We start from the raw sequence: 25,916 nt of genomic DNA, 5'->3' as shown, positions 1-25,916 counted from the left end.
ACTGCCGAAAATGGGTGTTTTTCCCGTTGTTCTTTCTTCTGCACCTTTCTATCTTTATTGAGCCCACCTCCGCATTCACCTCTTAAAGCCATTTTATGTTATGAAGCGCTATCTCCCGTTTCTGATGATAATGGCCGTTCTGGCCTCCGGCTCCTCCTGCCAGGAGCGGGAAACACCTAAAAGCGTACAGCTGAACGCTTTACTAAAAGATGCCTATCTGCCTTCTGACAGCTATTATATCAGCGAGGAATACTATAACCAGCAACCGGAAAAGGCGGTTCTGCTCATCTCCGAGCCGCACGTGGACGCCTTTTCCCAACGAAAGCTCCTGTACTTTCTAGATTCCCTCCATCATTATGACCGCAACGAAGCTTTCAATCTCTATTGTGTGGAAGGGGCGGAAGGCCGCTTTGATGTCAAAGATCAGCGCAAGCTGTATCACGACTATCCGGACAAGTTCGACTATGCCTTATCCCAGGGATACATTTCCGGATGGGAAATAGAGTTAATGAAAAATACGAAGATTAAGACCATTGGGATTGAAGATCCGGTCATCTACCGGCAACAAATCGCCGCTTTCGGAGATTATTACAAGGACATCAATCGACGATTGTCCCAATGCTACATTAAGATCATCAACGATAACATACTTAACACCAGGAGCCTGCTGTCACAAATCGACGACAAGGCCGTTACTGCAATTATCCATGGTGCTGAGGTCGATATCTTCCAAAACAGCTTCTCCGGGCAAGCCGAATTCAAGGCCAAATACGATCGTTTTCTCGGACCTTTATATACTGCCCAAAACCGTCCTTACATAGAAACGGCCTTGTCCAACATTTGGAAATTGAACCATGTGAAAAGGACTTTCGCAGAGCAGAGTACGGGTACACGCTTCTATCCCATAATTAAAGACGCCTTCCCCGACAGCGTAAGCCTGCTGGAGGATATAAAAAAATATGACTCCCTCACCGCGATTGCAGAGCTCAGGGATAGCGTTATGGTTGCCAATACGCTGAAAGTAATGGATCATTCGGCCCCCACGGCAGTGGTCTTCATCGGCAGCATGCACAAACAAGGGATAACCAACCTGTTTAGAAAGAACAAAGTGTCTTACATCTACTATGAACATGCCTCCAACCACACCAACTTTGATCTCTATCTTCAAAGACTTCTGGGAGGAACATCCTTTTTAACAGGTCATGCCACCATGCCCCCTTCCTGCCTCAATCCTATCATCTATCCCGAATTAAAAGACGAATTCATAAAGTATATAAACACACTTCCCTGGGATAAAGCGAATGCCGCCATGCTCAGTGAAGAAATTAATTTCCTGGATAAGATAAAAAAAGCCGATCCAAAGAAAACGATCTATACTCAACTGACACAAGGAAGCAGTGGGGAAAGCGTATATGAGGTAAGGTATCCTGATCTTGGCGAATCCGCTATTCTCAAGCAATATACCGATAAGGACGTAGCCATTACAGAGAAAGAAAACGTACAGGCCCTCAACGATGCCGCCCGGGAAGCCGGTATCCCCCGGCTCTACCCCGACTATTATCTTTATGAAAAGCTTTCCGAAAATCGACACATACTCTTACAGGAAAAGATCGAATCCATCACCTACAAACAATTCCTCGAGCAAAAACACCTTAGTGCGGAGGTAAAAAAGGCATTTGTGGATAAATACCTGGACTTTACAGAAAAAATCGATGGCATCTATCAGGCGGCGCTCGCTTCAAACAAGAAGATCATACTCAAAGACAAAGTGCCTTCCTCTTTGGATATATACACCGGCATTAAAAGAAAGCTCGAAGATTCCAGAAGCCTGAATGCATTGCTGTACACCGAGGCCGGCAACACCGGTATGCTGGATGAATACTATACCCGACTGAACAAGCTGTTCGACGGATTGCTCCGGCAAGATCTAAAAATCCAAAGAGGGGTCTACATCGACTACAACATGAACAACGTGTTCCTTAACAGTCGCGTCATCGACCCGACCGACGATTGCTTTTCTTCCGTCGTGAAATCGAAAGCGCTGAAACTCAAAGATGCCGCTAATTATCTGCTCGACTTTTCCGACCCGCTTAGTGAAGGACGAAACGAGTCGGTCATCAATTCCCTTATCGATAAGATCTTTCCGGCAGGCATCAGCGAAGACAATTACAAGGAATTGATCGCACAAATCTATCTATATGATTTTTCAGACGCCAAAAAGATACTCGGCAACACGGGATACCTGGACATCCTGAACTCCTACAACCGGAAAGGAGTGTCGGATAAAGAGAAATACGCCTGCATGATGCAAGTCCCCGGCTTCTTCTTTCCGGATAGGGCCAAAAAGAACAGGCTGTTGTTCGAATTATTGAAGAATTTCAACAAACGCTTTAAAAAAGGAATGGAAGAAGACATACAGAAATTCAGTGAATTCCGTCGGGCAGGTTTGGACGTTTTCAATAACCATCCGGCCGGTGCTAACAATAAAACGGGAGACAAAACAGCATAACTGCATGAAAAAAAATCAGGCCAAATTCCTTGTCTGCATTGCCGCCATTATTTATCTGCTCATCATTTGGATAGCGCGCCTCCCCACAAAAGACTACCAGCCGGAAATTGCGGTTGGCATTGTGATCCCATTCGTCATCGAAGCGATCGCAAAATTATTGGAAAATGCAGCCATCTTCAAAACTTATCTCTTATCCCAGACCCTTTACCGCGGGTATGAGGTCAGGTTTTCAGTCGCCTATCTATTCAATATACGAATGGACAATGAATACCTGCTGATCTACAACCCACGCCGTCAGCATTTTCAGCCCGTGGGAGGGGTATACAAAAAATTCCCCGAAGCCAACGTCAGGTTGGAAAAGCTGGAAGCGAAACCGGACGACCTGACTGGTAATGACGACATCAGAAAAGACGATTTGCGTCTATTCCTGCCCATGAGCAATGCCATCCGGTTCGTACGTTGGTTCAAATCGGAAAAGGACAGGGAAACTTCTCCCTGCCGGGAATTCTATGAAGAGCTGATCCGGCCAGGTATACTGGCGCAGCAACCCTTTCTATATTTGAGTTTTAAGAAAAGATGCACTTTCACTACCCCTATTCAGTCCCGGGAAAGCAATGGCAGGAAATATAAGCAGATTCAGATCTTTGACGTTTTCGATCTTCTTCCAAACGAAGAGCAGAAACAGGCACTGTCGCAACTGCGTTTACGCGGGCACGAAGATATACGATGGGCCTCCGAAGAGTTGATAAAGAATGGAGGGTACAGCTTCAACCCATTGCCGGCAACAATAGTCATGCATATAGGTGAACATACCAAATGGGTTTTGTGTCCCGCACGGAGGTAAGCTCTCCAAGGGTATTTTTCCCGGTCTCAGACCCGTAAAACTCATCCCGTCGCCCCGCAATTATAACCGTACAGTGCCCCTTCGCCGCAACTATCTTCATGTCGCCGATCGTTCGAACCCATACCCGTCACCGCAATCGTTAAACCCAAAATTTCATCATATGAGCCGTGTATCTTTAAAGGGCAGCGAGAAGAACGCGATCCCCCATGCGGAAGCCCTCACCGGAAAGGGCGACGCCCCCAATCCAGACAAATATATCGAGGTAACCCTCAGCATCAGGCGAAAGAAAGAATTGCCGGATTCGGCCACGCCCAACAGCGCAATGAGCCACGAGCAGCTGGAGCAGGACCATGGCATCGCGGATGCCGATCTGGCCGCCGTCGAAGCCTTTGCCGGGGAATACCATCTTAAAGTCACCGAACACCGTTCTCTGGTGCATACGATTAAGCTGGCAGGCAGGCTGGAGGACATGGAGAAAGCCTTTGGAACAAAGCTTCAGAATGTGCGCCTGGAGAACAATGTTTTCAGGCAGCGGGAGGGGTCATTGACCATCCCGTCCCAGCTGGAAGGCATCGTGGAAGGGGTCTTCGGGCTGGACGACCGGCCCGCCGCCCGGCCGAGATTCAGGCCCTCGGCACACACGGCCGCCGCCTTCACCCCGCTGCAGGTAGCCGCTCTCTATAATTTCCCTCCCGGTGATGGAACAGGTCAGGTGATCGCGATCATCGAACTGGACGGTGGTTTCAACAATGCCGATCTTACCCAATATTTCTCCAGTATTGGCGTGAGCCGGCCCACGGTCGTCGCCGTCCCGGTATCCGGTGGCACCAACCATCCTACCGGTGATACCCAGGGGCCCGACGGGGAGGTAATGTTGGATATCGAAGTAGCCGGCGCCATCGCTCCTAAAGCGAAGATCAAGGTCTATTTTGCCCCCAACACCGACAAGGGTTTCCTGGATGCGATAAACGAGGCTATAAGTGACCCTGAAACCCCGGCGGTCATTTCGATCAGTTGGGGCGGCCCCGAAGACAAATGGACAAGTCAGTCGCGGAATGCCTTTGAGAAGGCATTTCAAAACGCCGCGGCCCTGAGCATCCCGGTGGCCGTGGCCTCAGGCGACAACGGCTCTACCGACGGCTCCGGACATCTTGACGTGGACTTCCCATCCTCCGCACCTCATGCCCTGGCCTGCGGTGGCACTCACCTGGAAGGAAGTACCTCCATCACAAAAGAGGTGGTTTGGAATTCGCAAGGGGGAGCGACAGGGGGTGGCGTCAGCCGCTTTTTCCCCAAGCCTGCCTGGCAACATAATATCAACGTGATTCCGCCGCCAACGCATGCCGGCGGAAGGCAATCGCCTGATGTATGCGGCTGCGCCGCGCCCGAAACAGGGTACAAGGTCAGGGTCGACGGCACAGATACGGTCATCGGCGGAACAAGCGCAGTAGCACCCCTATGGGCAGGCCTCATCGCGCGGATGGCGCAGCATCTCGGACGCCGTGTACCCTTCCTCCACCCCATCCTCTATACTCATCCCACCGCATTCCACGATATCACCGTCGGGAATAACGACACAGGCGGCGCGGCCGGAAAATACCCCGCTTTGACTGGCTGGGATGCGTGCACGGGGCTGGGTTCACCTAAAGGCCTTAGCATCCTCGGCTTGTTGGGGCAGGCGGCGCCGCCTGCCGGCAATGGCGGCACCATCGGAGGCGCAACCGCAAACCAATAACCTAAACCCAGGTTCATGTTGATCACAGGGGGCGGGGCCTTCGCGGCCTCCGGCTTCGGAGAGTACCCTGCCCATTTTAACGGCAATGCCGCGGATAGCCTGATTTTCGTGCGCGTATTTGCTTACATTTAATAAGAAAGACCTTTTTAATTTCACGCACATGAAAACCACTATCGGATTGGCTGATGACCAACAACTGTTTTTGAAGTCGCTTGCCTCTTTGATCAATTCCTTCCCTACTTGTGAGGTGGTGCTGGATGCACTCAACGGGGAAGACCTGCTCAAAAAGCTGGCTTTACGGGATACGATGCCCGATATCCTGCTGATAGATGTCGAAATGCCGTTGATGGACGGCAGTGAGACGGTCAAACAGGTGACGGCAAAATATCCGCTCATCCGGCTCGTGGCGCTTTCCATGAAGGACGACGATGCCACTATCATCCAGATGATCATGGCCGGCTGTTGCGCCTATTTGTTGAAGGATATCCATCCCACTGAGCTGGAGCGTGCCCTGCAGGAAGTGATGACAAAAGGCTACTACAATGCCGATAGCTGTAATATCAATTACAGGCGGTTGTTGACCCAGGCCCGCAAGAATTCCGAACCTTCCATCACACCCAATGAAATGAAATTCCTTCAACTGGCCTGCAGCGATATGACTTATAAGCAGGTCGCCTCCCTGATGAATCTTTCCGAACGCACCATCGACGGCTACCGGGAATCCCTTTTCGAAAAACTGAATGTACAGAGCCGGGTCGGGATGGTACTGGAAGGCATCCGCCGCAAGATCATAAAGCTAAGCTGACCGATTTCTCAACCTCAAAACAATAATCATGGAACAAACTATCCACACTGAACTTTCCCCCGGGACGGGCGCGCCGGTCAATCACAATTTCGCACCCGGTATCATCTTCCCCGAACAGAATTTCGTGGGCGCGCATGCGGTTACCGCCAGTCAAACCGGAGGTGCGGTAACGTTGACGGTCCAACTGGCCCTCTCCGGCGCTACCATTCACAACAGCGCATTTACGCTGACGGATGCCCAGTTCAAAGGCAAAGCGTATATCCCTTTCAAAGCAGTCAACGGGCAGGTATCGGTGGACAACCTGCGCCCTGCCACCTCGCAACCGCCTGGCAAACCGCTAACGGTTAGCATCGCCCTGGACTCCACCGGCGGAAAGATCGGCGGCGCAGGCTTGGGCGCCTGATCCTCATCTGCCTTAAAAAACCGGGGCCACTGTTTAAGTGGCCCCATTATTTTTTATGGCTTCATCCAGCGAATAATAAAATCCGGCCATTTCGAAAGATCTTTTGGAAGGCTGCGCGTATTGAATAACCGGAGATATACCTTTATCAGCAGCTCCACCATATCTGCATTGACGTTTTTGGAAGGGAAAAAAAACGAAAGAAAGTACGGACTTCTCGAAGCCCGATGTTCCGAGTATTGGCCGGGGCCGGATGCTTTGTGCCACACAATTCGTATCTTCTTCATCAGGTGTTCAAACTGTTCGCGGGGATCATCCCAGCCCGGAATGCCATTCTTCCTGCATAGGTCGGTAAAAGTCCGGAAAAAATGGGTCAGATCGATGATCCCATAGTTCGAGGAATTAAAGGGAGCGGAAGGGGAGATATCCAGGCATTTTGCCCTGGCAGCATTTATTACTTTCAGCAGCTTTGCATCCTGATGCCCCGGCTTTGCGGCCTGCCAGAACCTTTCCGCCATTCCCGAGAAAAAATCTTCCACGAATTCCCCATAATGACTCAGATCGTTGGCCGAAAAAGACACCTCTCCCATTAGCGCAAAGGCACTCGGAGTCAGGATGCGAAAATGTTTCTTAAAGTGAGGATCGTCGTATTTTTTGTTGAAATTACTCCTGACATTGACAGCGATATCCGCCGCGGTCAGGTCCGGCTGTCTTTCCATCTGCCGGAAAAGCGCGTTGTAATTAAACCCCGTGAAAGGTATCGTCGTCTGCGGGGAAATAAGGACGGACACGGTATCTTTCAGCGCGTAGCCGGTTTCCAGCAATTGCGTGTAACACGTGTTCGTTATCAAAACGTCGATCTTCTTATCCTTGGGCAAGGCATTTTGGAAGATCGTATTCATCTGAACCGCGGTTATCAGTTGTAGTCTTTCATCCAGAAGACTGGTGTCCGAGGGTTTGAGCTTTACCTTATCCCCCTGAAACACCTCGTTCATCACGCGTATCGGTTCACCCTTTATCGACAGATGAGACTTGAGGAAGGTCATCTGCCTCATCAAATCGTTGTACTCGGTTATGTTGTTTTGTGCCGCTGTATTATTTTGCGACCCTGTCCCTTGTCCTGTCGGGGTAATTCCCTGAAGATAATCCGGTCCCGTGCCGTCCGATTTGAGGTTCCCGACATATCCCAGGCCGGCGCCGTGAGACCAGAGGATGGCCATATAGCGGCTTTCCACATCCTGCTCGATGGAAAAGGAGTCCGTGAAAAATTCGGTAAGCGCCTTGCCATCATAGATATTCGTTCGCTCCGCAGGGGAAACCGTTTGGATAACGGGTGCCTTTCCATCGGACCACAATTCTTTTATCGATACCATTTCGGATGGCTCATCGTAATAAAATATTTTGTACTTTATATTCTCAAACCCCGGCTGGGCCAAAATGGATAAAACCAGGTCAGAATACTCGAAGCAGTGGTCCCCATCCTGCTGTACGACGATCGCGACTTTCCAATTGATTTTTGAAGGCATATGTTTAAATGGTTTAGGTGGCAGGTTATTGCTCATCGCTTTGCTTACTACTGCAATGGCTTTCGGCCAGGAAATAAAATTCCTGGATATCACCAAACTCGATCCTTCCAGCGGATTGTCCAGCAGCAACGTACGCAGCATCATACAGGACAGGTACGGTTTTATGTGGTTCGCCACACAGGAAGGGCTCGACCGGTTCGATGGGACAAGCTTCCTGCATTTCAACCCGGGCGCCCAGGATAGCAGGCGGATCATCGAAGGCAGCGACGTCTTCGACCTCTCGCCTGACAGCAGCGGACAATGCATTTGGGCCCTGACGGCGTACGGCGGACTCAACCGCATTTGCCTGGAAACCTGCACTGTCCTTGGCAGATATCCCTTGAGCCCCGGCATCCCCGGCAAGGCAAACCTTTGGTCCAAGTGCATGCAGGTCACCGGAAATAGGGTATTCGTGGGTACTGACGAGGGTCTGTTGCTTGATTTTGATAAGCGTACGGCCCACGCGAAGATGCTGCTGAATCTCTCAACCCGTCCGGGAAGAAAGGGCCCCATCGACAAGATCTGGCTGGACAGTAAAGGGCAGCTCTGGCTCTTTATTTCGGGTGCGGGCATCAGCGTCATCGATACTGTTGGCTTCCGTGAGAGGGCATTCCTGTCCTTACAGGCGCTGGGTCTGCCTTCTTCAGATGGATTTCAGTTCACAGGTTATACCTTACTAAAGGATCAACTGTTCATCGGCTCTACTTCGGGATTAGCAATCGTCTCCCCCAATGATCTTTCCGTCATAACGAAGACGGTTCGTGCCCTGCCGCCCGATCTTATTACAGGGGAGATCCGCGCCCTCTCCGCCGGCGGCAACCGGCTGCTCATCTGTGGCCGGCAGTCATTTGTCCTGATGGACCCGGATACCCAAACCTCCCATCGCATCCTCCTCAGCCGGAATGTAGAAGACAAGGATTGGGTATCCCTCGCCAATTGTCTCTACCAGTCCGGTGAAAGCATATGGGTCGGCTCGCAATATGGCGTCGGCTGCATCAGGAATATCCACACGGCCTTCACCGGCTATTATTCTTCCATGGACGGCAATGGAGTGAAGATAAATCACGGCACTACGCTATGCAAGATCGATGATTCCATAAGTGTCGTCTGCGCCGACGACGGCATCTACCGCGTCAACGAAGCATCCGGTTTCATTACCCGCATCGGTTCATCACCTGACTTCTTTTATGAGGCCTTCCGGGCGCCCGGCAATTACTTCATTGCTTCCAGCATTCACAACGGCCTGCAGCTCTATGATCTTAGTGGACATTCCCGCTCGCTGCTCAAGGTCTTTCCCGAACTGGCCCCCATTCGCGGTGATCTGCTCATCGGCGACGCCAGGCTCAACGATTCGGTCATATTCCTCGCCAGCCAGAATCAGCGTGGCATTTATATCTGGAATACAGTCGAACATACCGTACAGACAGCCAATACCGAGTCCGGCCCGTTTCGGTTGAAAAGCAACGTTATCAACCGGCTTTATTTCGATAGCCGCCGGCAGCTCTGGATCGTCGGCGACAATTCCATTTCCATCTGCCATCCCTTCTTCGGTTCGATTCGTCACCTCGATCTTTTGAACCCGGTGAATCATCGGCCACTTTCCATCAACATGGACATCTGTCAGGTAGGTTCTTCCTATTATATCACGTCCTACGGCACCGGCATCGTCCGGCTCGACAGCAGCTATCACATTGCCAGGATCTACGGGCTCGGTGAAGGGGTCAATAACCTGGGGCTTTACAAGATATTTCCCGTCAACGACAGTATGGTCATGGCGTCCAGCAACAACGGTCTCAGCCTGCTGCAACCGGGAAGCAACAGGATCATCAACTATTTTGGTGAGGACGGCCTGCAATCCGATAATTTCGAAGAAGCCAGCGGCGCCAGCTATAAAGATTTTTTGCTTTTCGGCGGCATCCGGGGCTATACCAGGATCAACCGGAAAGCACTCCTTGCCGCCGCCGAAGACCCCATGCTCTACTTTTCGTCTGTAGAAATGCAATATGAGAATTCGGTGGCCGACACGTTCAACATCCGCTTAAAACAGTTGGTGGTGCCGCATTCGGTTCTCCAGGTGTCTATCGGTTATTCCGCACTTAACTATCTCCGTCCCAAAAGGCTTGTATTCCGCTATCGTATCAAAGAGCTGAATGAAGCATGGATCTCCAATGGCAATCGCCGGTCTGTATTACTCCTGGGGCTGAGTCCGGGCAGCTACACGCTCCAGCTGCAAGCCGCCAATGAAGGATTCCCTTTCAACGAGGCCAACACCCTTGAGCTTACACTCAAATATCTTCCCAAATGGTACCAGACTATCTGGTTCAAACTGGCCATTGGCCTGCTGTTAGCCGGTATACTCTACTCTTTCTTCCTCATGCGGCTTAACCAGCTTAAAAGGCAGCAACAAATCCGACGCGAAATCGCCGGCGACCTTCATGACGACCTTGGCGCCACGCTGAATTCTATCAAGCTGCTGACGCACATCGCTCAGCGGAGTATCCCCGGTCAGCAACAGCTGGAGCAAATAGAAGCATCCGTCTCCACCGCCATTGCCGGTCTCCGGGATGTGCTATGGGTACTCGATGATTCGGGTGATACTTTTTATCATTTGCAGGAAAGGATCAAGCGATTTACGCACCCTCTTGCCCTTGAAAACAATATCCGGATGGAATGGCTCCTCGACGAAGAATTGTCATCCCGCAGGATGTCAAAAAAAGAAAAGAAGAATCTTCTTCTCATCGCCAAGGAAGCCTTCAACAATGCCCTAAAACACGCAGCCTGTACTTCTATCACCATCTCCCTGTCTGTTGTTCATGACAAACCTTGCCTGGCTATAGCCGACAACGGGAAGGGGTTCAACACCTCAGCTCTTTCGGAAGGGTATGGGCTGAAAAATATCCGTTACCGGGCCGAACAGATCGGGTATATCGCCAATATTATCTCCGCACAAGGCGAGGGTACAACGGTTACTGTCATACACCGATAGCATCAAAGATAGTATTCACTACATAAGAATTCTACCGTTAAAATACGGTTTTTCCATTAGGGAAAAACCCCGTAGCTTATGGGGAGGCAATGAATAATCCGAAAATTAGCCTGGCGTTTTCATGGGTGGGCGGTATTGGCGGCAGGGGTACTCTTTGGAGATTTGCCTCCACTTTTCGGGCGCCGGCTTTCACCCGGTTCTCCTTCCGGGACAATACCGGAAGACACGGTCCCGAATGCCAATATTTTATCAATGATGACTTGTTTGGCGGCGTCCATTTTACCCGAGGCATCCATGGTTGTGGCAATCTTATAGGCCAGCAGGGAATTATGGATAAATATTTGCCGGTTATAAAAGTAGGTCAGTTGATTTTTAGAGCTCCTATAGATCCAAAGAAAGAGACCCGCGATCAATTCCGAAACAATTCCGCTGGACAGCGTAAGGATTTGCACGTTAGTTTTTGGGACACCCTGATTGAAAAATAGACCCGAAGCGGGAATTGTAAACAAGACAATAGCAAGCAGAAGTATAAAAAATCCGATCCACATGGCCACCAGGCTGGTCTTATAACTCCTTTTACCTTGTTCCAACCCAATCTGGTAATACTGTTCCAACTCATATTTGCTGAAATTGACCAGCGTAATCAGCCCGGTTGCTTCTTCCTTCTTTAAAATGTCCTCATACTCTTGCCGTTTTCTCCTATTGTCCTCCGCACCACCTACAAACTGGCTTTCCGCATCTGAAGAAAACCGCTCGAGGATGGCGGAAACCGGTCCTCCCAACACTGAAAAGGGCATGATTGGTATCGAAGCTGCAAAAATTATTCCCAAAACACCCAAAATCCCTTTCACCACAGACCAAAGTCCCGACCAAAATGAACCATCGTTAAACGGTCCGAATCCCCATTTTGACAGAGCGGGTATAGCGATCAACCAGAAAAAGTAGGTAATGAGGATCATCAGACTGATGAAGACAAGAGCTATCACAACGATACATAGGAAAACGAATCGCGTATTCTTATTGCGCAAAAGCCCGTTCAATATCCCTTTCTCATCTGTCTGATCCGGGCTGGGATTGGTATCCTTCAAGGCCATACGATGTGATTGAGTTGGCATGGTAATGGACCCACCGAATGTACAATACCTTTTCTTTCACACCCCCGGTGAAAACACCCTTTTTCGCCTTAACAGAACATTATGGGTGTTTTCACTCTTTTTTTCACCTCTGCAATTGTTTACCTTCCTATGATGCGGTTATTTCTGGCGATAGCATTGCTTCTCCCCGTCCTGGCCCGGACCCACGCCCAAACCCAGGGCGCCCAGGGCAGCCAACCCGCCAATCACGTCCAGGCCGAGCCCTCATGGACCTACCGGGTGAACGTCAACATCGGCTGCAACCTCATCTTCACTTATGGACCCGGCCAGCGCTACGCAGGTTATAAGGTGTTCGCCGGGGCCTCGCTTTCCGGCCTCTATCATCACTCCTTCGTGCTCAACTACGGCCCTTCTCTTGCCGTCTATACAAAATCGCTGGGCGCCAATCTCAACCCGCTGGTCGGCGATATCCAGCTCGATCTCATCAATTCCTTCAGCATCGGCAGCACATGGGGCGGCAGCCTTCCCTATCTCAAATTCTTCCGCACCATCGGCAACGCCTCCTACTATAATTTTGTCAGCGGCGAACGTTATGCGGCGCTGGCCACGTCCAGCCTCGTGCTCAACAACCACAAGCGGAACCAGGTCGTGGGCGCCGTCACTTTTTCCTCCCCCTCTGTGACGATCAACTACTACAACGACGGTGCATTCCCCTTCACCGTCCTGCCTGTGGCGGACAACTTCGACCGGTATTGGACCGGCGGCTTCGGCATGTATTTCCACAACAAGCGTAATTATAATACGGTGGAGTTCAGCTTCGATCAGTTTACCGGCTATTCACCCTTGCTGTATGAGCTGTCGGGTCTCCTGGGCATCAATATCCCGGTATATGATCTCACCCGCGACTCCTCTGCCAACAAGCGGCTACCCCCATCTTACAATACTTCGGCCTATAACCTTAAGATCTACATGGACAAGGGCTATGCCGTTGATGCCGGCGTAATCGGCTCCCTGCGCACTACGGGTGGAGCGGTGTTTGGCCTCCAGGATATCATCCATACCCTCGGGCATTTCCCCTTGCATCCCAATAACGATCCCAACCGCTTTTATATCGGCGGCACCTATAACCAATTCAATCCTATCGATGTCAGGGAATAAACATTTTTTCGCACTGCTGCTTTTCGGGGGGCTGTTGCCGGCAGGATGCGTGCCGCGACCGGCCCTGATTGATCCCGACCGGCCGAATGGCGCGCTGCCGCCCAACTTCTTTAAGAACATCCCTGCTGTTGTCCTCATCAACCAACGCGGCCTAAAGATCACCGGCATCAACGATACGGTGGAGACCTATGTCGCCCGGTTCAGCGAACGCTACATCGAGAAGGACGATCTGTTGACCTATTCGAATTTGAGTGACGCCAGCGGCTATCCGCGGGTCACCTATGACGACATGCAGCGCTATAGCCAGGCCCTCTTTCTTTATCACCTGCGCACGACACCACAAGCCATCGACGTCGTAGCCTACCTCGCCGTCCATTATAATGCCAATGGGAAATGTATCGGCCTGGGTCCAGCCTACCTGGGTACAGTCGATAAAGGAGAGGGGCATATCGACTTCCTCTACCAGATGAAGGTCACCATCGATGGAAGGGACACCTGCCTGGCGCCTGTGGCAAAACTTTCGCGGCTCCGGTCCCTCGCCTGTCAATATCGATCGGACACCCACCTGCTCTTCCTCGCAAAAGAACTCGCCATTCACGATCCGCAGGAAACATGGTGGCAGCCGAATGCCGCCCCCTCCATCCGGGTGACGAAGATCGTGGACTACGACGCCAATAAGATCGGCGGGGTGCAGCCGTTGGTCTTCAATATCCGTGGTACCCTGCCCGGCGAGCAATTCCTGCAGTTCAACTCAGTAAAATAATAAACCGATGAAAAAGAAAAAGAGTTCGCCCAAGAAAAAGCCGCCTGCGAAAAAGAAGACGCTAGCCAGGAAGAAAGCACCTGCGAAGAAGGTCGCTCCAAAGAAGAAGTCACCCGCGAAGAAGTCACCCGTGAAGAAGAAAGCCGCTCCGCCGAAGGCCGCCCCGCCGGTCGCGACCGCCCCGCCGTCTCCCATCGCCATGTCCCGCGCCATCCCCGCATCCGGATGCCAATGCTCCCAGGGTCAGGATGGCAGTTGGTACCGCTGGGTCCCGTTAGCCGGCGGACGGAAACGCATTCCCCCCGCCTACGATACCCAGGAAGAATGCGAGGCCAATTGCGGCTAGTGCCCCCACCGCTTCTTCACATACCCATAAACCCTCTTCTCTTCGTCCGTTTCCGGCCTGGCCAGCGCAAGATACCTCCGGTAATACTGCCTGGCCATGGCCGTATTATGCAGTTCGGTCTCGGCTATCCGCCCGCAGGTATACAACGTCAGCGGATCGCGGAAGAGATAGTAGGCCGTATCATAATTCGCCAGCGCCTGCCGGTATCGATGCGTCGTCTCGGCATTATCCCCCAGATCATCATAATACCATTCTGCCGTCTTCCCAATAGCCTTTCCTAGTGCCTTCCGCAGCAGCGAATCACTGACAGCGTAATGGTGCAGCTTCGCCTGCGCCCGCGCCTCGTAGTAATACACGGCCTCGATATCCAGCCCCATGTCGAACATCCCCTCGCAGACGCGCACACATTCCTCATATCGCTTAAGATTAAAATACGCCAGCGCCAGCCATTCCAGGGAATTTGTCGAGGGCTCGTTGAGCCGCAGCAGCCGTTCGCCGGGCACGAGCACCGCATCGTATTGTTTTTGCCAGTACGCACTCCGCACCCGCAGCTTTAGCAGGGAGACGTTGAGCGAATCATCCCGCAGCGCGATGTCCACCAGCGTGTCGGCCTTCGCATAGGCTTTTCCGTCGCAGAACAGGTTACCAAGCGCCACCACCGTCTTTACATCACCCGGGGCGATATCATAGGCGCGGCTGAGGTAGACGAGGGCCGAATCCGGCTCCTGCTTCCGGGCCCACAGCTCACCGGCGACCCGCCACCATGCGGCCTTGTTGGGTTGCAGCTGGATAAGCCGCAGGGCATGGTCGAGCGCAGCGGTATGATCCCCATTTTCCTGCAGCAGTACGAGGTAGTGCAAGGCCGTCAGCGAATTGGGATCGAGGCGCAGCATCCGTTGATAACAGGCTTCGGCGGCAGCCAGGTTGTCGTTCATATAATAGGCATACCCGGCATAGTTGAGGACGGGGACATCGTCCGAATCGGCCTGTAACACGGGGGAGAGATAGCGCAGCGCCTCATCGAACTGCTGGTCCTGGAAGTAATCCATTACTTTGCTCTTGTCGACGCCGCCGGCGAAGTTGGCCGCCTCCGAGTACTTCTTTACTTTCAGTGGGGACGTATCGGGCTCCTGCGGGCTTTGAGGCAAAATAGCCCGCGTCGCCGATACCGCTAATGACGGGCCTTCGGCCGGTCGGCCCGTGGCCGCCCCGGGCTGCGCAAATGCTGCATAGCCACAGCTGGCGGCGACAAACAGGCACAAAAAAGCCTTCTTCATAGTGTCAGTGTTTTGGGTGGTGATGCAATCTCGTAGTTTTTCCATAACGGCCGATAGGTTTTTTATTTACTTTTACTGCATAAACCTATCTCTATGTCCTTCCCCGTTAAATTCACCTCGACCCTCACCGGCGCCATCTCCGACTTGGACGTGCTCATCCAGGGAGTGCTCGTACCCTCGCCGGGATACAAGGTGAACCTCACCGAAGACTACAGCGATCACGGCGAACTTTCTGTCAAATTCCAGATCTCGGGCGACAACGGCGCCGATTTCAACATCGCCTACTCGTGCAGCACCGCCGGCAAAGATGCCAGCGATCCCAATCAGCCCTCCCCCATAAAAGGTACCATCGCAAGAAACGGGTACCTCGAATTGACGTTATCCATCGACGTTTAAACCAGTAACCTATGCAGCGCACATGCTCAATAGCACCACCGCCGCGAAAATGTCTGCCCGCCGCCCTTGCTCCCCGCCGCACTGCCGTTGAACGGAGCGTCGCAACGATGTTCCATAGCTATTCCGCCGCCGGTGGCCCGGGCCTGCTACTTGCCCTCGCCGTGATCCTGGCCCTCGTCCTCAGCCTGCTCCTCCCCATGGTCGTCCCTGCCCAGGATTATTTCGCCGACCGCAACTCCACGGGCACGCCGATCCTCTTTGGCAAGGACACGCACACCGCCCTGTTCGCGTGCAGCGGCAGCATCGGCGACAACAGCATAAAGGCTAACTTCTTCAAGCAGTACTGGCTCAACGCCGCCACCTACAAACCCGAACGGCTGCCGCGCGGCAAGAACTATCTCGGCTGGGGCCTCTCGGGCAAGGCGGGCACCGTCAACGGCCTTGGCACGCTCTTCAGCTATGGCGACTTCAGCCCCACCTTCACCTCGGGCGCCTATCTTGCGTACTCGCGCAAGACCTGGAAGCCATCCGGTGACGGAACGGTATACGGCAACTGGGCGCTGATCCTTTCCAGCACCTATACCACCTGCTACTACAATATCTATTATCCGCGGGCCACTTTTCGCCGCCAACTGGTCGACACGTTCTTCAACGGATTCGGCGTTTCGCTTTCCTTTGTCGATTGCATCTACAAAGGCAACGACGATATCTATGCGGGCGCTTCTGTCTCGGTTCGGCGGCAAAGCAATTATCCTTTTTTGACTAAAGTGACCATCCACAACGACACCGCTTATACCACCAGCGGCAGCAACGGATCGAGCGGCACTACCCGCACCGTCACGTATATCAACAGCAACGGCGACACCTATGGCGTGGGACCCTACGTTCAATATACCGATGTCAGCATCCGCTTCAACTTCACCTGGGTGCCCGCCGTACTGGAACACAATCTTGCTTTTATCGTCTATCCCTCCATCGATCTCTCGCAACCCTACACGCCCGTCTACAATGCCGGTGCTTCCATCGCCTTGCTTAAGACCGGCAGCCCTTCCACTCCGCTTGCCGCCCTCTTCTTCGAGCTCGATGATGTGGGCAATGCATATGGCAGTACGTACACGTTTGCCAAACGATCGTTTCGTGCAGGCATCTCTACGACGTTGAATATCCTGACGGGGTCGATGAAATAGGGGTCGATGAAATAATTACCACCAAAAGGGTATTGTCCACCGGCCTCCGGCAACGTACCTTCATTCACCATTCCTGCACCCCCGAACACCCGCACCCCCGAACACCCGCACCCCCGAACACCCGCACCCCCGAACGAACACCCCGGCACCCGAGCGCCCGCACCCCCTTATTCCTCTCACATGACAACAAATAACCAGTGGCGATTAGTATGGAGCATCGGTTTGGGCACGCTGCTCACCGCATATGGCAGCAGTGCTGTTACTTCCGTACTACCGCTGATCGCCCACGATTTTGGCTACCCTACCGCTAAAGCGAAAGGGGTGGTCACCCTCTATCTGTTTGCCCTTTGCGCCCTGCTGCCTGCGGCAGGGCGCGTGGGTGACAGCATCGGTCACCGCCGGCTCTATCTTTACGGAGTAGGCCTGTCCTTCCTCGGCGCTTTCCTTTGCGCCTATGCGCCCGCGCTTAGTTGGCTGGCTTTCTTCCGCATCATCGAAGGTGCGGGCACGGCCTGCATTCTTTCCGGCGGGGCGGCGATCATCACGCGGTATTGCGCCTTTCGGCGCCGCGGCATTCTGTTGAGCTGGTTGAGCACGATGGCTTATATCGGTCTGGCGGTGACACCCGCGTTTTCGGCTTCGGTGGCGAGTGTCTTTGGCTGGCGCGCGATCTTTGTGGCGCATCTGCCGCTGGCGATATGGGCGTTTTTTTCCGCGGCCCGGATGCTGCCGGGTGATGACCCCACACCACCCCGCTCGCCCATCCAGGTAACAGGTTTACTCACGCACCGTACTGTGGTCTTTGCCGCGCCTGGCTATCGGGGCGCCGCAGCCGCGATGATCGCGCTTGGCCGCAATCTCGGGATGCTGACGGGTACGGCGCTATGCGGTTTGTTCTATTCTTCACCACAAACGGTTCTTATCCTATCATCAGGCATACTATTTGTTGCATTTGTTTGCGCGAGACATCGGAATAATATATCTTTGCGCGCAGATTTACTAACCAATTAAATTCAAAAACAATGGCAACAGCAAAAAAAGCCGCCCCCAAGAAATCAGCGAAGAAAGTTGTTAAGAAAGCAGTAAAGAAAGCCGCCCCCAAGAAGGCCGCTAAAAAAGCCGCTCCGAAAAAAGCTGCAAAGAAAGCCGCAAAGAAGGCTGCAAAGAAAGCGTAGTCGTATGTCGCTACATACATAATCAAAAGCCCCTAGAGGGGCTTTTGTATTTTATTCAACTCACTCTTTTGTTGGCAGGAAACTCTTTTCACCCAGCGCCCGGATCACTCCCCGTAATAAATAGTTGTTGTCAAATCTGAGAAGATACTTCCGTGAACCTTGTTTTTCGGGTACAAGCATCTTCTTGTCAACGAGTTTCCGCAACTGTCTTGAAACTTCTGCATCCGCCTTACCGGGGTAGAAGCTCTTCACATCGCCCGCCTGGATCAATTGTTTCTCAGTCACCCGCCGCAGTACTTTGGCCTCCGTCCCGGTTATCTGTTGACGATCGAGAGAGTAATTGATGGCAGGTAAGAGTATATTACCCTTTAAGAAATTATAATCCAAGAGGCGGTCGATCTTCTCGATCTCCTCCTTCAATCCTTTCAGTACATAGTTGCACCATTCCAGTATACCTTCATTTGTCCCCTTGTCGGCCTGAGATAAGTATTTATAATAATCATTACGGTCGCTGCAAAAGATAGCCGTAGGGTTTAGTATCCTGCCACCAATATCAACGTTAAACCCAAGCTTGACCAACATGGCGTAGGTGAATAACCTCACCGTTCTTCCATTACCATTACCGAAGGGATGTATCCAAACAAACCGGTGGTGTGCAATGGCCGCCTTCAGCAAATCGTATTTAGGGCTATCCGGTCGATTGATAAATTCGGTAAGTTCGTCCATATACTCCGGGATCAGTATTCCTTCTGGCGGGACATGATTCGACTTGTTGATCTTCACCTGATGCCGCCGGTATTCGCCAGGCGATGCATCGCCTTCCCCCGCAGGCGGTGGTTCCAAATCTTTGACCACCATTTTATGCAGCTCACTCAAAAAAGTCCTGTTGATCGGATAGTCTTTTATATTGGCATCAACAAAATCCAACGCCGCCTCGATATTCTGGATCTCCCTGATGCCTGGTAGCACCAATGTTCGATCTTCCAACTTGGTTTCGATGTATTCCGCAACCGTGGTATTATTGCCCTCTATCCTGGCCGAACCGATACTTTCCAGAGTGTGAAAGATATGCTTCAACTGAAAAAAGACATGTGGATGAGTGGACCCTTCCAGCGGTTTTTTCCGCAAATAGTCAAGTTCGATAATGAGGTCGGTCAACCCTGAGGTAAAAGAAGGTTCGACCAACTTTAATGGAAATGTCATAAACCGTGCTTCTGCCATACTTCGTCACTTATTTGATACCAGTCTCTCACACAATTTACAACAAAGAAATCAACATTTAACAAATTATATTACAATACTATGACTATCAATTACTTAAAAACACCATTGCATTTTCAACAATTAACATCCCGGCATTTTCACATTTAACAAACGATCATTGGGATTGGCAACTATCGCTTCAAAAATGGCAGCACGAAAGACTGCCCCCCGCCGCGGATACGAACAAAATACGATCCGGCGGGAAGCCTGCTGACCGATAGGTTTGTCCCGTCGAGGGTAGAAACGGAGTAGCTTTCCAGCACCTGTCCAATGACAGAAACAAGATCGATATTCCGGGCTCCACTGATGCCGGGTGCGCTGATATGCAAGATATCCTTCGTTGGGATAGGATAAAGGGTCACCATATGGGAAGGTTCGCCGAATGTCAGGATGCCGGTCGGTGAGTAAGAGAGGACACCCGCAGCATTGACCATCGCAAGCCTGTAATAATTGATGCCCGGCGAAGGGGAATTATCCGTATAACTATAGTTCCCGGCGGCAGCGTTGTCAGCGGCGGCCTCACCGGCGGTCTTGGCGGCAGCAGCGGCATCCACAGTGCCTATCGAAGTAAATTGCAACCCGTCGGTGGAGCGCTGAAGGGTGAAATAGCCCCGATCGAATCCCGGGCCAACTGTCCACTTCGCCAGGGCGGCGTCAGGCGACAGCTTCGTCACCGAAAAGTTATCCAGCGTGACGGCAAGCACGCTGATCGGATTATAGACAATGGTATAGTACCCATTGGCCAGGTTGGCGGCGTTTACTACAAAGGAGACCGAACTGCCGGAGACGGTAGTGGTAACAGTGGACACCAGTGTATTCGTTCCGGACGCGAATGTTCCGTCCGATGGGTTATACAGGAGCGCGAAATTATTGACAGGATTTGGAGAGGTGCCATTGTAATCACTAAAATTGAAATTCAGGGTGATATTTCCAGCGCTGTTACCACCGGACAGCTGCACGTACCACGATCTGTTCCACACATATGAGCCGGCGGGCACCTTATTCAGGATTGGGTTGTAGTTGACCTTATTGGTCTGGGCATTGTGTGCTGCCATGGCGTAGCCGGCCCACCCCAGAAAATCCGATGCCGTCGAACCACTGCTAAACCCAAGCCCGTCCGTGGAGCCGGCCACATCAGCCAGAAAATTATCGCTGCCGCTGTCACCGATCCCTACCAGGTTTCTATTGTAGGTACTGCTTGTCGGTGGGGTAAATATCGTATACCCGCTAGAGGGGAGATATCCGGTCAATCCCCATTCTGAAGCCTGATAATTTTCCAGCAGTACTCTTTGCGTGTTGTTGGGAGTGCCATTGTAGGCGATCAACTCGTACACCGGATCATTGTATTGCATTCCCCGGTTCGAAAAGGTATTACTGATGGAATAGGTGGCGTTGGTGGGGCCCTGGGCTTCATCTACCAGGATATGAGTGGTCGTATTAAAGGACGTGGTTTGCTTGCCATTTATCCACATGGCGGCAAGGCCCCCGACGTAATTATTCCAGCACCAGTCCTGACTATTAGGGCCCATCGTATACCACGAGTTAGCAGTTGGTGATCCATTCTGGTTGAGCCGAACGCTGAAATCCGTAAGCGCCGGAGAAGAGAAGAGGTAATTGTAGCCGAACCCGTTGATGGCCCGGGTACTGACGATGGTTTGGTAGGCCCCTTTCGGGCCTGTCAGGTACTGGGTATTGCTCGTAAAAATAAGCGCGCCAAATCCATTCAGCTGATTGGTCCAATACACCGGCTGAATGCCGCCGGTGGATTGAGTGGCATCGGCTCCCCTTCCGCTCTTATCTTTCCATGTCGCAATAAAATCCCCATTGGCAGCGGGTGTACCCCCAGCATTCAGCAAGGTGGTGGGATCCGCCGCAGTAAGCCACAGTTGCAGCGTTCCGTTGCCAAGCCCCGCAGGGTAATAACTTTGTGCATGGGTAGATAGCGTGAGGAATACGGCCCCGGAGCATAGGCATGCTTTGACGAGGGGACGAAAGAAGGGGTACAGGTTTGCCATGGATATCGTTTGCTACTGCAATATTACTATCACTGAAAACGGAATCAAAGGATATAATGGTAAACACAACTGCACGCGCAAAAAAACACAAATGCACGCACGAAAAACTTCGAGATATTAAAGACCTCGATCATTCATCCTTCACCTCTACCTGCACCGGGGGCGGGGGCGGACCGCCTAAGCCCTCCTTGAATAGTCCCGTCAACAACCCGAGCGAACTGCTCACCGCTGCGATCAGCGCGGAGATGCGCTGCCAGGCTTCCTGCCGTGTGAAGAAGAGGAAGGCTGCGGCGATCATCAGCAGGATGAGGAAGGGGATGCGGAATCGCTGCCAGGGGCTCCGGCGGATAAACGACCGCTCGAGTGTGTCTTCATCCACATGCGAGAGGATATAGGCCCGGAAAGCATGGCTGAACAGGCGCACCTCTTCGTTCTCCACCACCAGTACGCCCCGCTGTATCAACGCATCGATCTCCACGACATTCTTATAATTGAGAAATCCATTACACGCAAACTGAAACAGCAGGTATTTCTCTTTCGCATTACATCCCGCCAGCACCAGCGCGAAGTAGGGGCCCCAGCGCCGGATGCTATGCACCGTATCCAGTTCCATCGCGTCGAGCGCGGCTTCGTCGCCCACGGGATGCAGGTCTTTGATGATGTCGATACGCATCGCCTTTTCGCTTTCGACCTTTTGCTCTGCGGACAACGACTCCTTGGAAGCATAGTCATCAAACAAAGGCAACACCCTTTCCTGACCACCGACCACAAACTTCTGCAGGAAGATGCCCGCCGACACGCGCCGGATCAGCAGATACAATCCATATAATAAGGCCGCCACCACCGCTATTAACAGCAGCGCCTTGCGCCAGTCCGACAGATAGATATACCGCTGCGGCATCACGGATGCGATCTCGAGAACGCCGTCGGTCGTCGCACCCGCATTCGGCCCCGTCACCGCACCCGAACCGGCCGGGGCCGCGGAAGCACCCCCCGCATGCAGATCGGGCGGCAGCCGGTAATAAAAATCCATTCGGTGCTTCGCGGGCTCGGTCCACAGCCAACGCCCGTCATCACTTCCGCCAACCAGCACCGGCACATACTCCGGATCATAATAATCATTCGCCAGCCATCCCGCCACCGCGAAATAGGTCGAGGCGACCCCAAAGGCGTCGGTCAGGGGCGGCATCGCCGTATCCGTCATCCGAAGCCGTTCGCCATTTATCGAATAAATACCGCGATGATACTGCCAATCGCTGTAAAGGGTCTTTGGCGCCACCCCGCTGTCCAACGCATGCAGATTATTATAGAGTACGGGCTTGCGGTTATCCAGCGCCTCGGCCATCAGCAGCTGCTCCTTCTTGACAGATTGCAACAGCTCCTGGTTGTTGGCATACCACGTAAAGAGGCCCGCCGGCAATACGCCCATCGCAATGACCAAAAGTTCGACCAGCAGGCAATAATGCAACAGATGGTCGATGGGCTTCACCGGCTGAAATGGCTCTTCCGGCACCACCAGCACGTCCCCTTCCCCATGCGACACCTCGACTGACCCGACAACGGCATCCCGCCGCATCCGGATGATCATCTTCATCCCGATGGAAACCAGCAGCGGCGTCAGCAGCAGCAGGATGAGCACCCGCTGGTTACTACCTGCCCCATAATAAAAGGACAAGAGCACGGCCAGCGTCGTCACCACTACATAGATCATCAAAACGATCCAGCCCCTGCGATAGATGCGGGCGGCAGTTCGCCGCGGCACGATCCATGGAAGATGATCCATCACCCCAAACAGCAGCGGCCGTTCGTTCCACCGCCGCCGGAAGAAGATGAACCACATCGCCCCCGAGAGAAGCAGCACCATCCCACAACCCGCCAGGGAAAAGATGAGGATGCGCATGTTCACCGGTTGGATATAGCCTTTATCATAATAGGTGACAAGAAAATAGGGCAGGTTCTGCACCGGCTTCACCACCAGACCGAATTCCCGGCCGTAACACTTTGTTGTGGGGAGATAGAGCTCCTGCCGGGCTTTCATCGCGCTGCGCACCTGCGCCGCATCCTCCACCTCGTCGATGAAATTCTCGTTCAGGGAATGCAGCGGATCGGAATGCACCTGCACCCGCCCATCCGCATCGATGACACAAAACCCATAGCCCGACGGAAGGATAGTGCGGTTCACCGAATACAGATCGGTAGAAAGCGTCGTGATAAAAATATCCGGGCAAACACTGCGCCTGGCCAGAACGATACGCAGGGCGCCCTCTGTTCCCGTGATCAGCGGCTGAATGCTCACCAGCGCAGTATCCATCCCCGGCAAAGTGGTACAACTGTTGTTGACGAAGTCGGTAAAATATTTCCGCTTCGAGACGTTGATATATAAGGTGTCGAGCCCCCGGTCGAGGCTGGCGTTGATAACCTGCCGGCCGCTGTCGTTGACCCAGTCGACCCGGTCGAAATTAAAATAGGCGCTGCCGGCGTTAGCCCGCATATAATCGACGAGGTCTTTTGTCACGTCAAAATAGCCCTTCCGCCAGTCACGCACTTTCCCATGTTCGTCGGGGCGCAATGGCAGGCTGTCCAGCACCGATAGCTGATGATAAGCCCGGTCGAGCTCCTGCTGGAAAGCCTCGTGTATCTTGCCCGACAACTGGTGCAGATGTTGATCCTCCCGGGTGCTCCCATCCTGTAGTAGCAATACCTGGATAACGATCAGCGTGATCACCATGCTCCCCGCGACAAGCGAGAAGCAATACCCCGTAAAATCGTTGAGCCGCACCTTCTCTGCCGGTCCCATAATAGAGAGCTTGATCAGCGGCGAGATGATCAGCAGCAACAATAGCGCGATGACGATGGGGTAGATGAAGCCGGGCGGCATGGTATGGGTCGCATCCGCATACTCATCCGCATCTTTTACCCCGCAAAGGACGTATTGCTGGTTGCCGAGGGTGACGGGGATGAAAAACAATTTATAGTCGAGATCACTTGCGCGCATATCGACCACCCCGGGATAGAAAGCTTCCTTGCTGTTCGGGAGGAGGCTGTCGATCTGGATATCTGTCCCGATGGGCAGTCCAGGGTTCTTATAAATAGTGTTCACCCGATCGCCCGTGATCTTCAAAAACAAAAAACTTTGAAAGAAGTCACTGGCATGACTCCCCAGGAGATCGCTCATGAATTGCGCCACCGGTATCGTCAGGGCGATCGTATCCTGGCCGCGCTGGAAATAATAATAAAACCGATCGTTGCGGATATCTGCCAGGTGGCCCTGCACTTCTCCTGTGGTCGTTGGTTTCCGATCGGGCAGGATACGGGTGGAGTCGCCGTCGGGATAACCGGCAGTCGCGGCCGGTGCTTCACCCGCTGCACCCGCTGCACCCGCCGGTGCCGAAGCTCGTGCCGCCGCCGGAGAAGCCGTCCCCGGCCGCATTACACTATCCACCCCCAATGCCTTCAACCACTTGGTCGCCCGCCCCATATGGCGATCGCCAGGCTCCTTATTAAAGGCTTTCTCTACATAATTGGAAAAGAGGTTCTCATTGGCCTTTACCTTATACTCCATCGAGGCCTCCAGCTGTTGCAAAACGAGAAAACCATACTTGTTGAGACTCGCCTTGTTGGCCGGAACATAGTACAGGTAGAACCCTGCAAAGAAAAGAAAGAGAACGACCAGCGACAGAAAGAGGACGCTTAGCTTTTGCATGATAAGATTTGCTGATTAAATATACGCAAATTTGCCCCATTATCGCCACAGTCTCTGGGGATTACGCGTCCTGGCCAACTGTCCTGCACTGTCCTGGTTCCGCCGCCGCCACCCCCCGAATACGGTCAAGCACACCCCAAAAACGACAAAACCCAAGATCCGATCCACCAACGGCTTTTACCACCCGCTGATAGGCCGTAGATTTGTGCCACACTTTACTATGACTACTAAACAAAGTGCCGGCATTTTGCTTTATCGTCGCCTCACCCAGATACTCGAAGTGTTCCTCGTTCACCCCGGGGGCCCTTTCTGGAAGAACAAAGACGCCGGTTGCTGGACCATCCCCAAAGGGGAATTTACCAACGAGGAGCCGGCGCTGGATGCGGCCGTCAGGGAATTTCGCGAAGAGACCGGCTTCACGCTCAATGGCCCTTTTCAGCCGCTGAGCCCCATTCGTCAAAAGGGGGGCAAGCGCGTTTATGCCTGGGCGACACCCGGCGACCTCGATCCCGCAAAGATCGTCAGCAATACTTTCGAGCTGGAATGGCCGCGCAAATCGGGCAAGAACCAAACTTTTCCCGAGGTAGACAAAGGCGGCTGGTTCTCCATTCCCGACGCCAGGGAGGTGATCATTCCCGCGCAGATCCCGCTGCTTGAAGAGTTGGAAGAGACAGTCTAAAACGAGAAGCCACCCT

At 52.8% G+C, this 25,916-nt stretch carries 20 protein-coding genes; 13 read left to right on the top strand and 7 right to left on the bottom strand.

Annotated elements, in window-relative coordinates:
* Nucleotides 1-100: 100 nt before the first annotated feature.
* The 5 genes from IEY39_RS27430 to IEY39_RS27410 all read left to right on the top strand — a co-directional run bounded on the left by IEY39_RS27430 (nt 101) and on the right by IEY39_RS27410 (nt 6,296).
* A complete protein-coding gene (locus tag IEY39_RS27430; RefSeq protein ID WP_188937694.1) occupies nt 101-2,509 on the top strand; it encodes a hypothetical protein in 2,409 nt (802 codons plus the stop codon).
* A gap of 4 nt (nt 2,510-2,513) precedes the next feature.
* Nucleotides 2,514-3,353, top strand: a complete 840-nt coding sequence (locus tag IEY39_RS27425) for an SMODS-associated NUDIX domain-containing protein (protein ID WP_188937692.1) — start codon at nt 2,514-2,516, stop codon at nt 3,351-3,353.
* Nucleotides 3,354-3,513: 160 nt separating this feature from the next.
* Complete coding sequence (locus tag IEY39_RS27420; protein ID WP_188937691.1) at nt 3,514-5,088, top strand: S53 family peptidase; 1,575 nt, start codon at nt 3,514-3,516, stop codon at nt 5,086-5,088.
* A gap of 160 nt (nt 5,089-5,248) precedes the next feature.
* Nucleotides 5,249-5,893: a response regulator transcription factor gene (locus IEY39_RS27415; RefSeq protein WP_188937688.1), complete on the top strand. Its 645-nt coding sequence runs from the start codon at nt 5,249-5,251 to the stop codon at nt 5,891-5,893.
* 28 nt (nt 5,894-5,921) lie between these two features.
* On the top strand, nt 5,922-6,296 hold the full coding sequence (locus IEY39_RS27410; protein ID WP_188937687.1) for a hypothetical protein: 375 nt from the start codon (nt 5,922-5,924) through the stop codon (nt 6,294-6,296).
* Between the two features lie 53 nt (nt 6,297-6,349).
* Here IEY39_RS27410 and IEY39_RS27405 read toward each other — a convergent pair whose 3' ends face one another.
* The gene (locus IEY39_RS27405; protein ID WP_188937685.1) at nt 6,350-7,819 is read right to left on the bottom strand and encodes a clostripain-related cysteine peptidase; all 1,470 of its coding nucleotides are present in this window, start codon (nt 7,817-7,819) and stop codon (nt 6,350-6,352) included.
* 40 nt (nt 7,820-7,859) lie between these two features.
* On the opposite strand from IEY39_RS27405, the gene IEY39_RS27400 reads away from it, so the two are divergent.
* Entirely contained in the window at nt 7,860-10,844 is a 2,985-nt protein-coding gene (locus IEY39_RS27400; protein ID WP_188937683.1) for a sensor histidine kinase, read from the top strand.
* Nucleotides 10,845-10,963: 119 nt separating this feature from the next.
* Here IEY39_RS27400 and IEY39_RS27395 read toward each other — a convergent pair whose 3' ends face one another.
* On the bottom strand, nt 10,964-11,938 hold the full coding sequence (locus tag IEY39_RS27395; protein ID WP_188937682.1) for a TRADD-N-associated membrane domain-containing protein: 975 nt from the start codon (nt 11,936-11,938) through the stop codon (nt 10,964-10,966).
* 150 nt (nt 11,939-12,088) lie between these two features.
* On the opposite strand from IEY39_RS27395, the gene IEY39_RS27390 reads away from it, so the two are divergent.
* Both IEY39_RS27390 and IEY39_RS27385 read left to right on the top strand, forming a co-directional pair.
* On the top strand, nt 12,089-13,096 hold the full coding sequence (locus IEY39_RS27390) for a polymorphic toxin type 23 domain-containing protein (protein ID WP_188937680.1): 1,008 nt from the start codon (nt 12,089-12,091) through the stop codon (nt 13,094-13,096).
* On the top strand, nt 13,083-13,859 hold the full coding sequence (locus IEY39_RS27385; protein WP_188937679.1) for a hypothetical protein: 777 nt from the start codon (nt 13,083-13,085) through the stop codon (nt 13,857-13,859). Before IEY39_RS27390 ends, IEY39_RS27385 begins: the two co-directional genes overlap by 14 nt.
* Here the strand turns inward: IEY39_RS27385 and IEY39_RS27380 are convergent.
* Nucleotides 13,848-14,072 carry a hypothetical protein gene (locus IEY39_RS27380; protein ID WP_188937677.1) on the bottom strand — a complete coding sequence of 75 codons (225 nt, stop codon included), beginning with the start codon at nt 14,070-14,072 and terminating at the stop codon, nt 13,848-13,850. The two genes, IEY39_RS27385 and IEY39_RS27380, sit on opposite strands and share 12 nt — an antisense overlap.
* A 129-nt stretch (nt 14,073-14,201) precedes the next feature.
* On the bottom strand, nt 14,202-15,527 hold the full coding sequence (locus IEY39_RS27375; protein WP_188937675.1) for a tetratricopeptide repeat protein: 1,326 nt from the start codon (nt 15,525-15,527) through the stop codon (nt 14,202-14,204).
* Between the two features lie 48 nt (nt 15,528-15,575).
* Between IEY39_RS27375 and IEY39_RS27370 the strand changes: the two genes are divergently transcribed.
* The 4 genes from IEY39_RS27370 to IEY39_RS27355 all read left to right on the top strand — a co-directional run bounded on the left by IEY39_RS27370 (nt 15,576) and on the right by IEY39_RS27355 (nt 18,240).
* Nucleotides 15,576-15,878: a hypothetical protein gene (locus IEY39_RS27370; RefSeq protein ID WP_188937669.1), complete on the top strand. Its 303-nt coding sequence runs from the start codon at nt 15,576-15,578 to the stop codon at nt 15,876-15,878.
* A gap of 11 nt (nt 15,879-15,889) precedes the next feature.
* The gene (locus tag IEY39_RS27365; protein ID WP_188937667.1) at nt 15,890-17,065 is read left to right on the top strand and encodes a hypothetical protein; all 1,176 of its coding nucleotides are present in this window, start codon (nt 15,890-15,892) and stop codon (nt 17,063-17,065) included.
* A gap of 180 nt (nt 17,066-17,245) precedes the next feature.
* Complete coding sequence (locus IEY39_RS27360; RefSeq protein ID WP_188937665.1) at nt 17,246-18,076, top strand: MFS transporter; 831 nt, start codon at nt 17,246-17,248, stop codon at nt 18,074-18,076.
* An 11-nt stretch (nt 18,077-18,087) separates the two neighbouring features.
* Entirely contained in the window at nt 18,088-18,240 is a 153-nt protein-coding gene (locus IEY39_RS27355) for a hypothetical protein (RefSeq protein WP_188937663.1), read from the top strand.
* A gap of 60 nt (nt 18,241-18,300) precedes the next feature.
* Here IEY39_RS27355 and IEY39_RS27350 read toward each other — a convergent pair whose 3' ends face one another.
* The 3 genes from IEY39_RS27350 to IEY39_RS27340 form a co-directional block, all read right to left on the bottom strand.
* Nucleotides 18,301-19,443, bottom strand: coding sequence for a Fic family protein (locus tag IEY39_RS27350; RefSeq protein WP_229689115.1), 1,143 nt, complete (start codon nt 19,441-19,443; stop codon nt 18,301-18,303).
* A 191-nt stretch (nt 19,444-19,634) separates the two neighbouring features.
* Nucleotides 19,635-21,518 carry a T9SS type A sorting domain-containing protein gene (locus tag IEY39_RS27345; protein ID WP_188937659.1) on the bottom strand — a complete coding sequence of 628 codons (1,884 nt, stop codon included), beginning with the start codon at nt 21,516-21,518 and terminating at the stop codon, nt 19,635-19,637.
* Between the two features lie 130 nt (nt 21,519-21,648).
* On the bottom strand, nt 21,649-25,221 hold the full coding sequence (locus IEY39_RS27340) for a cache domain-containing protein (RefSeq protein ID WP_188937657.1): 3,573 nt from the start codon (nt 25,219-25,221) through the stop codon (nt 21,649-21,651).
* Nucleotides 25,222-25,441: 220 nt separating this feature from the next.
* Between IEY39_RS27340 and IEY39_RS27335 the strand changes: the two genes are divergently transcribed.
* A complete protein-coding gene (locus IEY39_RS27335) occupies nt 25,442-25,900 on the top strand; it encodes an NUDIX hydrolase (RefSeq protein WP_188937656.1) in 459 nt (152 codons plus the stop codon).
* Nucleotides 25,901-25,916: the final 16 nt, after the last annotated feature.

It is taken from the genome of Puia dinghuensis (assembly GCF_014642875.1).
Classification (GTDB): Bacteria; Bacteroidota; Bacteroidia; order Chitinophagales; family Chitinophagaceae; genus Puia; species Puia dinghuensis.
Note: the sequence above shows the minus strand (reverse complement) of the source record. Positions and strands in the feature narration are given on the sequence as shown.